This is a genomic window from Exilibacterium tricleocarpae (assembly GCF_007004655.1).
GTDB classification, from domain to species: Bacteria; Pseudomonadota; Gammaproteobacteria; order Pseudomonadales; family Cellvibrionaceae; genus Exilibacterium; species Exilibacterium tricleocarpae.
Genome location: NZ_ML660107.1, coordinates 21,569 through 35,625 on the forward strand (window position 1 = coordinate 21,569; position 14,057 = coordinate 35,625).

Annotated in this window: 11 protein-coding genes; 8 read left to right on the forward strand and 3 right to left on the reverse strand. The window is 59.5% G+C overall.

All coding sequences use genetic code 11. The features are described from left to right. The first annotated feature begins 112 nt into the window (after positions 1-112). Positions 113-2,299, forward strand: a complete 2,187-nt coding sequence (locus tag FKG94_RS23830; protein ID WP_142929464.1) for a ferredoxin family protein — start codon at positions 113-115, stop codon at positions 2,297-2,299. A 63-nt stretch (positions 2,300-2,362) separates the two neighbouring features. After that, positions 2,363-4,075, forward strand: a complete 1,713-nt coding sequence (locus FKG94_RS23835; protein WP_142929465.1) for an indolepyruvate oxidoreductase subunit beta family protein — start codon at positions 2,363-2,365, stop codon at positions 4,073-4,075. Positions 4,076-4,105: 30 nt separating this feature from the next. On the opposite strand, the gene FKG94_RS23840 is transcribed toward FKG94_RS23835, so the two are convergent. Both FKG94_RS23840 and FKG94_RS23845 read right to left on the reverse strand, forming a co-directional pair. Further along, positions 4,106-4,858 (reverse strand): class I SAM-dependent methyltransferase, encoded by a 753-nt coding sequence (locus FKG94_RS23840; protein WP_142929466.1) that lies wholly within the window; start codon positions 4,856-4,858, stop codon positions 4,106-4,108. Between the two features lie 78 nt (positions 4,859-4,936). After that, positions 4,937-5,428, reverse strand: coding sequence for a 3'-5' exonuclease family protein (locus tag FKG94_RS23845; protein ID WP_142929467.1), 492 nt, complete (start codon positions 5,426-5,428; stop codon positions 4,937-4,939). A gap of 261 nt (positions 5,429-5,689) precedes the next feature. Here FKG94_RS23845 and FKG94_RS23850 point away from each other — a divergent pair, with 261 nt between their 5' ends. The 5 genes from FKG94_RS23850 to FKG94_RS23870 all read left to right on the forward strand — a co-directional run bounded on the left by FKG94_RS23850 (position 5,690) and on the right by FKG94_RS23870 (position 12,091). Beyond that, positions 5,690-6,391 carry a hypothetical protein gene (locus tag FKG94_RS23850; protein ID WP_142929468.1) on the forward strand — a complete coding sequence of 234 codons (702 nt, stop codon included), beginning with the start codon at positions 5,690-5,692 and terminating at the stop codon, positions 6,389-6,391. 241 nt (positions 6,392-6,632) lie between these two features. Next, entirely contained in the window at positions 6,633-7,988 is a 1,356-nt protein-coding gene (locus FKG94_RS23855) for a hypothetical protein (protein ID WP_179957789.1), read from the forward strand. Between the two features lie 72 nt (positions 7,989-8,060). Beyond that, entirely contained in the window at positions 8,061-8,819 is a 759-nt protein-coding gene (locus FKG94_RS23860; RefSeq protein ID WP_142929469.1) for an ankyrin repeat domain-containing protein, read from the forward strand. A gap of 13 nt (positions 8,820-8,832) precedes the next feature. Next, positions 8,833-10,419 carry an apolipoprotein N-acyltransferase gene (gene lnt / locus FKG94_RS23865; protein ID WP_179957790.1) on the forward strand — a complete coding sequence of 529 codons (1,587 nt, stop codon included), beginning with the start codon at positions 8,833-8,835 and terminating at the stop codon, positions 10,417-10,419. Positions 10,420-10,783: 364 nt separating this feature from the next. Continuing rightward, a complete protein-coding gene (locus tag FKG94_RS23870; RefSeq protein ID WP_142929471.1) occupies positions 10,784-12,091 on the forward strand; it encodes a pectin acetylesterase-family hydrolase in 1,308 nt (435 codons plus the stop codon). 155 nt (positions 12,092-12,246) lie between these two features. Here the strand turns inward: FKG94_RS23870 and FKG94_RS23875 are convergent, their stop codons facing one another. Continuing rightward, on the reverse strand, positions 12,247-13,128 hold the full coding sequence (locus FKG94_RS23875; RefSeq protein WP_142929472.1) for a DUF2971 domain-containing protein: 882 nt from the start codon (positions 13,126-13,128) through the stop codon (positions 12,247-12,249). Positions 13,129-13,365: 237 nt separating this feature from the next. On the opposite strand from FKG94_RS23875, the gene FKG94_RS23880 reads away from it, so the two are divergent. Then, positions 13,366-14,052, forward strand: coding sequence for a tellurite resistance TerB family protein (locus tag FKG94_RS23880; RefSeq protein ID WP_142929473.1), 687 nt, complete (start codon positions 13,366-13,368; stop codon positions 14,050-14,052). Positions 14,053-14,057 lie beyond the last annotated feature (5 nt).

Genomic DNA, 14,057 nt, shown 5'->3' on the forward strand with positions numbered 1-14,057 from the left:
ACTCCGGAAGAGTTTTCAGAAACGCTCGACAACAAGGATGTTGTCGAGGATATCGAACCGACACAGTAGCCGCCGGTGCAGCAGCAATCGGCGCACAGGCCCGGAGACGGTAATGGCAGAGAGATCGTTTAAAAAAGAGGTCCAGATACTGCGCAAAGGCGCCGGCGAGCCCCTGCATGTGGAAGGCATTCTCGGGGTCACCAAAGCACTGCTGCAGGCGGGGGTCGCCTATGTCGGAGGCTACCAGGGCGCCCCTATTTCCCATCTGATGGATGTGCTGAACGACGCGCGCGATATTCTCGAAGACCTCGATGTCCACTTTGAATCCAACGGCAGCGAGGCCACGGCGGCGGCAATGCTGGCGGCGTCGGTCAATTATCCCCTGCGCGGCGCGGTGGCCTGGAAGTCCACCGCCGGCACCAACGTCGCCTCCGACGCCCTCGCCAACCTCGCCTCCGGCGGCGTCACCGGCGGCGCACTGGTGATTATCGGTGAGGATTACGGCGAGGGCTCCAGTATCATGCAGGAGCGCACCCACGCCTTTGCCATGAAATCGCAAATGTGGCTGCTGGACCCGCGCCCGGACCTGCCGACAATCACCGACTTTGTCGAAAAAGGTTTTGAACTCTCCGAAGCCAGCCACACGCCGGTGATGCTGGAGCTGCGCATTCGCGCCTGCCATGTGCACGGCAGCTTTGTGGCAAAAGACAACCGGCGCCCGCGCCTGAGCGTCGCCGAGGCGAAAGAGGCGCCGGTGCGCGACACCAGCCGTATAGTGCTGCCGCCGTCGAGCTTTCTGCACGAGAAAGAAAAAATCGAGGCGCGCCTGCCGGCGGCGATCGAGTATATCCGGGAGCAGCGGCTGAACGAATTTGTGGAGGGGGATATTGCCTCGGTCGGCCTGATTCTACAGGGCGGTCTCTACAACACCGTTATCCGCGCACTCAACCTGCTGGGACTGGCCGACAGCTTCGGCACCTGCCGCCTGCCCCTCTACATCATGAATGTCACCTATCCCTATATCGACACCGAAATTATCGATTTCTGCATCGGCAAAGAGGCGGTGCTGTTAATAGAGGAAGGTCAACCGAACTATATCGAACAGGCGATCGGCCATATGCTGCGCCGGGCCGATGTACAAACGCGCCTGTGCGGCAAGGACATGCTGCCGGTCTACGGCGAGTACCACGGCGATGTTTTGAGGCAGGGGATCGGTAAATTTCTCGCCGCCGTGGCGCCGGAATTAATCGCACCGGCATCCGCATCGTCACAGTCGACAGATGCGGTAGCCATCTTCGATCCCGAAGCCACAGCCGCGGCGGCCAATCGCATTCCCCTCAAACAACTGGAGGAGGAGGTACCGCCGCGCCCCGTCGGGTTTTGTGTGGGCTGTCCGGAACGGCCGATCTTCAGCGCCATCAAGCAACTGCAACGGAAAATCGGTGATATCCATATGAGTTGCGATATCGGCTGCCACGTGTTTTCGATTCTGCCGCCTTTTAATCTCGGCAACACCACCATGGGCTACGGCCTGGGTGCGGCCGGCGGCTCGGCGTTTAACCGCAAGGCCGCCAAACGCAATATCAGTGTGATGGGCGACGGCGGCTTCTGGCACAACGGCCTTACCAGCGGTATCGGCAATGCGGTGTTCAATCGCAGTGACGATGTGGTCTTGATCGTCGATAACAACTACTCGGCGGCAACCGGCGGTCAGGACATTTTGTCTTCCAGGGCCGATGTCGACCACCGTTCCACCCAGCATTCGATTGAAAACGCGGTGCGCGGGGTGGGCGTCAACTGGGTGAAAACCGTCGATACCTACGATGTCGCAACGGTGAAAGAGACGCTGCACGAGGCCATGACCACAGCCACGGAAGGCCCCAAGGTGGTGATCGCGCAAAACGAGTGTATGCTGAACAAGCAGCGGCGCGAAAAACCCATAGTGCGCAATCACATTAAAACCGGCAAGCGCGTTGTGCGCACCCGGTTTTTTGTCGACGGCGATACCTGCACCGGCGATCACGCCTGTATTCGCCTGTCGGGCTGCCCCTCGCTGACAGTGAGAGAAAACCCCAACCCGCTCAAGTCGGACCCGGTGGCCTATGTGGACAACGATTGCGTCGGCTGCGGCCTCTGCGGTGAAAACGCCCACACGGCAGTATTGTGCCCGTCCTTTGCCAAGACCGACATTATTTTTAACCCGACGCCCTGGGATCGGCTGCTCGGCAACCTGCGCGGCAAAGTCATCGGGTGGTTGCAAAACCGTATCGATCGGCGTCTGAAAAGATACGCATTTTAATCGCAGTTGCGCCCGGCCTGTACACGCGATTGGCAGCGAAGTTTATGCTGAAATTGGAAGACCATGCTTAAGTCACAGATTCAACCGACCAAAATCGCCATCTCCGCCATGGGCGGACAGGGCGGTGGCGTGCTGGCCGACTGGATTCGCGACCTGGCCACCAGCCAGGGTTATGTGGCCCAGTCGACGTCAGTCCCCGGTGTCGCCCAGCGCACCGGCGCCACCATTTATTACCTGGAAATCTTTCCCGAGACCGAAGTCGAACGGGTCGGCCGGCAGCCGGTGTTGGGGATGACGCCGATCCCCGGCGATGTGGATATTCTGATTGCGGCCGAACTGGTCGAAGCCGGCCGCGCCGTGCAGCGGGGCTTTGTCACGCCGGATAAAACCACGCTGATCGCCACCACCCACCGCGCCTATACCGTGGCCGAAAAGCAGCAACTGGGCAACGGCCTGGCCGACGGCGCCAAGATTCTCGAGGCGGTGCGGCAGGCAGCAAAGTCCTGCGTGGCGTTCGATATGGAGCAACTGGCCCGGGAAAACAGTTCGGTTATCAGCTCGGTGTTATTCGGCGCCCTGGCCGGCACCGGCGCGCTGCCGTTTGCGAGAGACGGATTCGAGGCGGCCATTCGCGCCGGCGGCATCGCCGTGGCCACCAATCTGGCCGCGTTTGACGCCGCCTACCGGCGCGCGCAACAGAACCTGCCCGACCCGACACCGGCGCCCGATGACGAATTGGTCGTTCCCGCTAAAGCGGCCACCGCCGCCGGCCAGCGCCTGCTGGAGCGGGTGCGAAAAAACTTTCCGGAAAATTGCCAGGGTCTGATTTGCGAAGGCATCCGGCAACTTGTCGATTACCAGGATTTTGACTACGCGCAGCTTTATCTCGACCGTCTGGAAAGGGTTTTCGCCAAGGAGAACCCAGCCGCACCCCCTGCCGCTACAGATGCTACAACCTCTGAAAATGCAGTGACCAAAAGTGCAATTGCAAACAGTAAAACTAAAGAAAGTGCGGCTGCGGAAAATACAGTCGCAAACGATTCAAGCCAAAACAGGGATCACCCCAACCGAGGCCCGAGCGGCAATCATCTGCTGACCCGGGCTGTGGCCCGCCACCTCGCCTTGTGGATGGCTTTTCAGGACACCATTCGCGTCGCCGACCAGAAGGTGCGCCGCGAGCGCTTCGAGCGTATACGCCGGGAAGTCAAGGCCGAGGCGGGTCAATTTGTTTATCCGGTGGAGTATCTGCATCCGCGCCTGGAAGAGGTGTGCGACAGCCTGCCGCGCCGGCTCGGTGCTTTTATTCTCGACTCGCCGCGCCTGCGCCGGCGCCTGTCCGGCCTGTTTGCCAAAGGGCGCAGGGTGCACACCGGCAAACTCGGCGGTTACCTGCTGTTGTACACGCTCTCGTGCCTGCGTCGACTGCGCCGGTTTACCTATCGCTATAGCGTAGAGAACGCCGCAATCGAGGCTTGGCTCGAGCGTATCGTCACTACCGCCGCCGACAATTACGCGCTGGCGCTGCGCCTCGCAGAGGCTCAGCGTTTACTCAAAGGTTACGGTGACACTCACGCCCGGGGCCTGACGCGTTTCAATGCCATTATGCAGTTGGTGGAACGCAGTGGTGGGCGGGTCGCCGCCAGCACTGTCGAAGCGCTTTGTCAGGCCGCCCTGGCATCTGAAGACGGCAGCGAATTCGATGCGGCGCTGGCCGCCGCCGCAGGCAGCGACAAAGCTGCCACCAGCGGCGGCGCAGTGCCGCTGGTGAGTCACTGAACGCGTGTTACGGTTAACTCCCCGCGCGCGTTACTTCTTTTTAAACATCAACGTAAAACGGTCGCTGTTGCCGGTTACAGAGCGACGGCCCACTTCGTAGCGCAATTCGTCGTCAGGGCGGTAGTGCAGGTCGGAAAAGTCCACCAGTTCAAAACCGGCCTCCTGGATTTCTTTTATCGTCAGCACCGGATCGATGCGGCGGCGGTTTTCCGGGTTGTCCGGTTCCATATGCCGCTGGGTGTGATCAACCACGCCGTAAATACCGCCTTTTTTCAGCGCGTCATAGGCCAGTTTATTCATCGCGCGGCGGCCGGCTTCGTTGAAGTTGTGGTAGTTGCGGAACGTCAATACCATATCCGCCCGCTTGACGTTAAACCCCGCCACTTTCAGCTCATAAAAGCGCGAGCCCTCCGGGCGATACAATTCGGAACCTTTGCCCGTCACCGTCACTTTCTCAAACCCCGGTTGGGTCAATACATTTTTTTCCACCCGGTCGGTGCCCAGTGCGACAATCAACTCCCCCCGGTCAGCCAATACCGGCGCCAGCAATTTGGTATACCAGCCGCCGCCGGGAATCAGTTCGACGACTTTCATATTGTCGCGCAGGCCGAAAAACGCCAGCGTCTCCACGGGTCTGCGGTTGCGGTCACGCGCCCGCTCCCGCTCTGAGCGCACCTCCGCACTCATGGCCGCCTGCAGTTTTTTCTCAGTCGCCTCATAGTCGGCCTGGACCACACCGGCCTGCATTGCTAAAAACGCTGTCAACAACAAAAGATATTTCATAGTTTTTCCTTAGTAATAAAATGATACTTACGGATGAATGACTCTGTGATAAAAAGGGGAAACAGTACTCGGTTGCAATCACATCGCACGACCCACCATCGAATAGGCTCTCGCGATCAGCTCGACATCGGTGCCGGCCCGGTGGCGGCGGCGACTATCGGCCTCGAACAGGCGCTCCAGACAGGTGAAGAAACGGCTCTCTTGCCCGCTGTCGAGCAAATCCTGTATCGGCAAAATCGCAAAGCACGCAGGTAGCTGCGCGCCGTCGAACAGGACCGAGACCCAGTGGGCGTCCCAGGGTGCCGCGTCGCTGTATACCAGACCATCGGTGGATGCCAGCAGGGCATTGATTTCAGCGGCGACAACACGGGCATCGAGACCCGTCTCAACCAGTTGTTGTCGCGGCAAACCATGCAGAGCCTCAGCATTTTTGCACCAGTGCCGCCACCCGGCCTCGGGCCTTATCAGCCAACTGTGGGTGGCGCCGTTGAGACGCAGGGCGATCTCAATCGGGTAGGAGTCAATATCCAGGCCGCTTGCCTCTACATCTATGAAAATCAGGTTGCTCATAGGAAAAACATATCGCAAAGCCGGGCCGGTTACAGGCGGTGGATACCGGAACATATACCCACAGAGAATATATGACTATCGGCGGGTTACCCGGCTGCAAATAGTAATAGTTTTTTTTAAAATCCGGTAGCGGCTGCCGTTATTTTCACACTAGGGTGCGCGGGCGGCTTTGATAACGACCCGGTTGGACCTTTGCCGGCAGAGCGGGTATGTTATCGAAGCGCGTCGGCCATTGCTGCGATTCAGCCCGGGACAACCGCCATGTTGATAAGAAAAAATACTATATTGTTGACAATCAGCCTGCTGGCGGCTGCAGCCGCGGTGGGCTTTTGGTTTATCGCCGAACGCCACGGCCCCTACTACGACGCCGGCGACTCAGCCACAGACGGCGCAGTGGCGACGGCGAGCGACCTCGAGGAGGTTTCCGGCGCCGCGCCGCCGGCGGCCTCCGGCGTAGCCCTGCAGACCGATACCCCGATGAGCCTGATCGAGGAAATGTTCGGCGCCGATGACCCGGCCTGGGCCTGGGCCAAGGTGGACCTCGAAGCGGTGCAGCGCCAGTTGCCGGACAACCTGTACTGGGAGCTGTCGGCACCCACCGAGGACCCGTTTATTCTCGACAAACGCGCTCAGACCCGCGCCCACTGGGAGCAGATGTACGGCAAGGTGCTCTCCAACACGGGTACCGAAGCCGAAGTGCGCGATTACTATCAATGGCGCAATCGCCTCTCCACGGACCATGTGGAATTCACCACCCATATGATCGAAAACTACGGGCAAGTGCTGCCGGAGCGGGACTTGCGGTTGCTGGAATTGGCCAGAACTCTGCACCTGGCCCGCCTCGAACAGTTGCCGCGGGATCTCGCCGTCGCGCTCGAACGCCGCGAAGCCCATCAGCAGGCCCGCGACGCCTGGCTGGCGGGCGAGGCGGAATTCAGCGACTCGAGACCTGATAAAAACTGAATCTCGGCGCTGAATATAGACTGAATAGAGGGGCCTATACTGACGGATTTCTGAAATCCACAGGACAGATTGCGGCAAATCTGGTGTTATCGCCAAGCTTTACACGACAACGCGTTGGTTTCGTTCTGGCACTACCGTTTTCGTATGCATCCCGCGCAGTTACAAAAAACAGTTAGATAAAAACAGTGCCAAGCACCAGGGACGGAATCGACCTCAACATAACGGACAAAAAAGGTGGGCGATGATGATGAAACGATTTTTCTGCAGTATAAAAAGTAATAAAAAAGACACCGCAAAAACCGGTACAGGCATACTCACGAAGAGTCTGTTAGCGGCTTTTGTGCCAATATGCTTTTCACCAGCGGCATTTTCAATCGGTATCGAAGATGTTGTCGATGGCGGCAATGACTATGCCTGGGAGAAGGTGGAAATTCCCGGCACCGTTTGCAGCGACGGTTCGCAATACAAATTCTGGGTGCACGATGCGCCGTCCAACAATCTGTTGATCCTGTTTGAAGGCGGCGGCGCCTGCTGGGACTACGAGAGCTGCAGCGGTGCACTGGGTATTCTCGGCGCGGCCAACCCCAACGGTCTGCCGGACGATTACATCACCCAGTTCAAAGCGCGGTTCGTTTCGCCGCTGGTCAATGGCGCCGACCCCGGCCTGCCGTTTCGGCCTAAAAGCCCCATCGCCACCAACGGTTGGGATGTCGTTTACATGCCCTACTGTACGGGCGATGTACATACCGGCAATATGGTCAGGACCTACGAGGACCCCACCGGCGCCAATCCGCCCATCACATTTCGCCATATGGGTTACCACAACACCATCGAGGCGCTGGACTGGCTGGCGGCGCGGTTTCCCTCCATCAATAAACTCCTGGTCACCGGTTTCAGTGCCGGCGGTGTTGCCTCGGCAGCGGGTTATTACTTTGCCAAACGCACGCTGAACCCGACTGCCGGCTATATGCTGAACGACTCCGGGCCGCTGTTCCCGGCGCCCAACGCCAGCTTCAAGTCGCGCCAGTTACACGACACCATTCGGGTGGCCTGGGGGTTGGACGATGTCCTGTCGACGCTGCCGGCCAGCTTTGACATCAATGATTTCGGCAGCGCCACCGCCATGGTGTCGATCGAGTTTCCCAACGACCAACTGGCTTATACCGCCTATTCCAGCGACTTTAACTTCTCGCGCTTTTCCTATGAGCGTTTCTTTCCGGGCAGCACCCAGGCGGACATTCTCGACATGTGGCGCGAAGACCAAGCCAACCTGGTCGGCGAGATGGACCAGCGCGCAAACTTCAGCTATCACATTCCCTGGCAGCGGCCCATCAACGACTCCCATTGCTCGACGATCATCACTTTTGTCGGCAGTCACGTCTGCCCCAGTATCCGCAAGAAACGCTGGTACGAGTACTTTGAGTTTCCGTTTACCCAGTCCTGGAAATGTCCCGAAGGCCTCGACAGCATGGAGGCGTTTCTGGATCGCTGGATTGACGGCAACGAGGTGATACGCGATATAGAACCGGAGAACAATTACAACAACGAAGACCCGGGTATGCAGATTATCAGCGGTCCGATCAACGACGCCCTGTAATCGCCTGTCCATAAACCTTTCCATAAAAAAGGGCCCACACAGTGGGCCTGCTATTTTTCGGAAGCAGTATCTATGAAGCTAAACCCTGCCTGTCGTTTATCACTTGTTATATCAACCCTGCTGCTTATTGCCGCCGGTGCGATCGCCGCCGATACTGCGCCACAACAACCACAGCCGGACTCATCCCCCGCGCATAAAAATCGCCTGATCGGTGTCGGCGAACCCCGCCTGCCGCAACCGTTTACCCGCGAACAGCGGCTGTTGAAAGCGGCCCGTGAGGGCGACCTGCGGACAATAGAGCGAGCCCTGGAACTCGGCGTCGATGTGAATACCAAAGATGAGCTGCAGCGTTCGCCGCTGTTGCTGGCAGCGCGTCACACCGGTTCTGTGGACCTGGTGCGGCACCTGCAGGCACGCGGCGGTGAAATTGACAGTGCCGACGCCGGCGGACGCACACCACTGTCCCACGCGGCGGCCAACGGCAGCCTGGCGCTGATCAAGTACCTGGCCGCTGCCGGTGTGCGTATCGATCACCCGGATAAACGCGGCCGCACGCCGCTCCACTACGCCGCCACCAACAATCATCCCGACACCGCCGCCGCGCTGATCGCAGCGGGCGCCGATGTCAACGCCCGGGATAAATTTCTCGACACCCCCCTGATGTCGGTCTGCGCCAGGGGCCAAACCGACATGATAAAACTGCTGCTCGATCGCGGCGCTGACCCGACCCTGACCGACCAGGAGGGCCGCACGGTCTACACCCGGGCTGTACACAAACCGGGGTGTCGCGAACTGTTGCCGGCACTGAATGCCGGTACCCGGTCGCCGTAAGCCCAGCGATACTGTGACCCCTTCGCAGCAGCCGTACAACCTGCACGACCGATACAGTTTGCACCGCCTCTGTCTGACGGCCGCCGCCGGCGGTGTGCTCTATGCGCTCGGGCACGTCGGCTTCGGCGTGTGGCCGTTGATCTTTATCTTTCTCGTACCCCTGTGGTGTGCCCTCGATAACTCTACAACAGCACACCCCGGCCGCGCCGGCCTGGCGGGGTTCATCTTCGGCCTGGCGGCATTTGGCAGCGGCTTTCCGTGGCTGCTGAAGCTTATCGAGGTCTTTTTCGAGGGCAACCGCCTGTTCGGTATCGCGCTGTGGATTGCCTATGGTGCCTGGTTCGCCTTCGGCTTCTGTGTTTATGCGCTGCTGGTCTGGCGCATGCGCATATTGGGTTGGCCAATGGTGGTGGCGGGCCCGGCGCCGCTGCTGTTGCTGGAATGGTTGCAACCGCAGCTGTTCCCGAGCTTTGCCGGCGCCGCCCTGATTCAAACGCTGCCACTGGCGCAGGTGGCCGATCTCGGCGGGCCGCTGTTGCTCACGGCGCTGGTGGCACTGATCAATGTCTATTGTTACCGGCTGTGGAAACGCCTGCGCGGCGCCGACATGGCGTTGCTGCGGCCCACCCTCGCCACCGGGCTGTTGATCGGCGCCGTTGTGTTTTACGGCCTGGTGCGCATGCACCCGTCGGATACGACAACGGCGGCGCTGCGGGTCGGCGTCATCCAGGCCAACCTGGGAGGGCTGGACAAACGCCGGCTGGCCATCGAGGGACATCGACGCCACCTGCAACAAACCCGGGAGCTGCTCGGCAAAACACCGCTGGATTTGGTGATCTGGCCGGAGACGGCCTATGGGCGCGCGATCAGACGCCCGCTGCCGGTGGACGCGCAGACGATTCGAGAAGATTTACCGGTGCCGCTGCTGTTCGGCGGCACTTCCGTCTGGGAGCAGGACGGTCAACGCCACAGCGCCAACTCGGCGTTCCTGATCACCGCCGCCGGTAAGATTGAGGAGACTTACGACAAGAATCTCCTTATACCCCTGGCGGAATTTGTACCTTTTAGCGACGTGTTGGGCGATGTCGAACGTATTTTCCCCCATACCCAGTCGTTCCGGGCCGGCACCACCACACCGGCTCTGCATCTGGGCAGCACGGCCATAGTCACCCCCATCTGCTACGAAGTCATCGAGCCGGAGTTCGTGCGCGCGATGGTGCGGCGGGCACGCCCGCAACTGCTGGTCACCCTGGCCAGCGACACCTGGTTCGGCGATACCCAGGAACCCTGGATTCACCTCGCCTTTGCCCGCCTGCGAGCGATTGAACACCGGCTGTGGCTGATCCGCTCCACCACCAGCGGCGTCAGTGCGGTAGTCGACCCGAGCGGGCGCGTAATCGCGCAAACCGGACTCTTTACCCGGGAGAATCTGTCCGCCGATGTCTACCCCGGGCACGTGAGCACCGTGTATGCCCAACTCGGACCCTGGCCCGCCTGGCTGGCGCTGATGGCGGTGCTTGTAGCGACAATGTGCCGGTATGCTTACCCCGTAACCCTCTCCCGTGACAGACAGCAAGGTGGGGCTGGTTTGAGGGAATAGCGCCACCATCGGCCCATCGAAAATATAGGTTACAGCAGGGATGCTGTCGAGACCAAAAGTAGGCGCTCTAGGCGAGTCCCCCAGGGACGGGTTCATCGAGGGGGCGCCTGGCCCGTGTTTCTGAAAGCCCCAGTCAGTGTCAGACCGATCAATTAGCACATATTTACTTAAGGCAGTGCCATTCGTTACGCCAGTCAATCAGCAAATACTGACGGATTTCTAAAATACACAGGACACATCGCGACTGCGGTGATGTTATCCATCTGCTTCACGCAAATGATGTCGATTCCGCATCCGGCCCGGTATCGACCCGGGCAGCCGGAATCGACCTATATAAAAACATTCAATAAGAAGGTGAGCGGTTATGAGTAAAAACTTCCCTTATCGGAGCAAAGCCCTTTTGCTTGGCTTGCTGGCGGCGTGGTTAGCGCCGGCGGCATGGTCAGTGGGTATCGAAGATGTTGTTGACGGCGGTAACAACTACGCCTGGGAGAGGGTCGAAATTCCCGGCACTGTCTGCAGCGACGGCTCGCAGTACAAGTTCTGGGTCCACGATTCGCCCGCCAGCAGCGATCTGCTGATTCTGTTCGAGGGCGGCGGTGCCTGTTGGGATTATGAGGGCTGCAGTGGTGCGCTGGGCCTGCTCGGTGCCGCCAACCCCAACGGCCTGGCGGACGACTACATTACCCAGTTTAAAGCCCAGTACGTCTCGCCACTGGTCAACGGCGCCGATCCCGGCCTGCCGACACGCCCGAAAAAAGACATAACCACCAAGGGTTGGGATGTCGTCTACATGCCCTACTGCACCGGCGATGTCCACACCGGGAATTCCGTCCAGGTCTACGAGGACCCGACCGGGGTCAATCCGCCCATCACGTTTCGGCATATGGGCTACCACAACACTATCGAGGCGCTGGACTGGCTGGCGGTACGGTTTCCCTCCATCAACAAACTCCTGGTCACCGGCTTCAGTGCCGGCGGTATCGCCGCGGGGGCCGGTTACTATTTCGCCGAGCGCACGCTGAAACCGAGCGCGGGCTATATGCTCAATGACACCGGACCGCTGTTCCCCGCACCCGACGCCAGCTTCAAATCGCGCCAGTTGCACGAGACCATTCGCGTCGCCTGGGGACTGGACGACGTCTTATCGACCCTGCCGGCCAGCTTTGATATCAACGACTTCGGCAGCGCCACCGACATGATCGCCACAGAGTTCCCCAACGACCAGTTGGCTTACACCGGCTACTCGAGCGACTTCAACTTTTCCCGCTTTTCCTACGAGCGCTTCTTTCCGGGCAGCACCACCGCAGACATTTTGGCTATGTGGCGGGAAGACCAGGCCAACCTGATCGCCGAGATGAACCAGCACGCAAATTTCAGCTACCATATACCCTGGCAGCGGCCCATCAACGATTCCCATTGCTCGACCATTATCACCTTTATCGGCAGTCACTCCTGTCCCAGTATCCGCAAGAAACGCTGGTACGAATACTTCGAGTTTCCCTTTACCCAAACCTGGAAGTGTCCCGACGGCTTCAATAACATGGACGCATTTCTGGCGCGCTGGATTGACGGCAACGAGGTGATACGCGATCTGGAACCGGAAAACAACTACAACAACGAAGACCCGGGTATGCAAATCGTCAGCGGTCCTATTAATGATGCGCTCTAGCAGTTAATGATGCGCTCCGGCCGTTAATGAGCGCTCTGGCAGTTAACGATGGGCCCCGGCAGTTAACAATGCGCTCCATCAGCTAACGACATGCGCCAGTCTTTCCACCGGGTTCAGACTGTGAGCCCGATGGGAAGGCTGGCCAATTTCAGTTGTTACCGCTGCCGGTAGGGTATCTGGCAATAGTCGATGCCGCGCCGGGGCCGCACGCCCCGTTTGGTAAGGTACAGCGCCAGCGAGTTCATGGATAGATCGATATTGCTGGTTGGCCCCAGGTAGACGTGATCGAGCAGCAAATTTCGAGTGCCGTTGCGGGTCAGGTCGAAAGCGTAGTAAGGCACCAGCATGGAGGCGCCCTCGCGAAAGTGAATGGGCTCGTTCTCGCAACTGGCAACCACCGGCGAGACCAGTCGCCACTCCTGCTCCTCTTCAAACGACGGGTGTTTTAAAATGGCGGCAATGCGCAACAGATCGCCTTCAATATCCTCAAACACATCGCGACAGGGTCGCGCGCCGCGACCGCCGCCGGCAGCATCATTGTGCGCCGGCTGCGGCCGGGCTTCCACCGCGTCGACGATCTGTTCGATCAACGCATTCTGGCGGCGCGGTTCGTAGAGACACTTAGCGACCTGGAAAGCCTGGGCTTCGACACACTCGCGAATATGAAACGGATCGAAACCCAAACTCACCCCTTTGCCGTGCACCGCATAGCCCCGCCACTGACTCAGCAAATTGCCGTTGGCACGAAAGGAGGCGCAAAACAACATGGGACCGCTGACAATCCGGTGCGACAGCCACTCGAGCAGGCGATTCAACAAACCGGGGTTGTCGGTACCCGCCGCCATGCGTTCGGTGATATGACTGCGCATTAAATCCAGGGTATGCCTCAGCTCCGCCGAGTCGTTCATATAACGGATATCACTGGCCCGCAGCTCACCGCCGCCGACAATACCCAACAGCCCCGCGAACGAGGTGTAGTGATAGAGGGTGTCTTGTGGGGTGTCGGCAAACAGGCGCTGAGTGATACTCTGAATCATCGCGGTTTCTCGTCACGGTGAGCGGCGCGACGCCCGCCGCTAAAATCACAACTGCGCACTATTGTGAGCGGTGGCACCGGTTATTGCAACCGACCGCCGGCGGCTGTCGCACGCCCGGCACAGGTGCGGGTGCCTGCGCCGCCACCATCGGCAAATTCGAAGTATTCCACAGGAATAATCAGTTTTTCTTTTCATTCACCAATCCCGACAATCGGTCTGAGACGAGGAAACGCAGCTATGAAAGATTTAAATCAAATCATCAAAGGCCTCAGCCAAAGCGGCTTGCTGTCCGGCCTCGCCGGCGGTCTGGCCGGCGGTGCCCTGGGCGGGGCCCTGACCAGCAAGAAAGGCCGGAAAGTCGGCAAATCGGTATTGAAAGTCGGCGCGCTGGCAGCCGTCGGGGGGGTGGCGTGGAAAGCTTACCAGGCCTATTCACAGCGCAATACCGCCGCCCAGTCGCCGGCACCCGCAGGCGCCGACACCCGCATTGACCCCGCCTTCGACACCACCCGCGCTGCCATCCCCCACGAGCGGTTCGTTGCCGCAGCGGCAGACGACCCGGGCAACACCAGCCAGATGCTGCTGTTGCGGGCGATGATCTCGGCGGCCTATGCCGACGGCCATATCGATGCAGCGGAGAAGGAACGTATTTTTGAACAGGTTGAGCAGATGAACCTGTCCACCGCCGACAAGGCGGCTCTGTTTGATGAACTGCGCCATCCGCTGTCGCTCCATGCACTGGTGAAATTGGTTCCCAACGCGGAAACCGGTATCGAGGTTTACGCCGCCGCCACCATGGCGATCGACCAGACCCAACCGGCATCGGCAGGCTATCTCAACCAACTGGCAGCCAACCTGCGATTGCCGGACGAACTGGTCAGGTCCATCCATCAAGAGGTGGAAACTGCCGACTCGGCGGCCTGAAAATC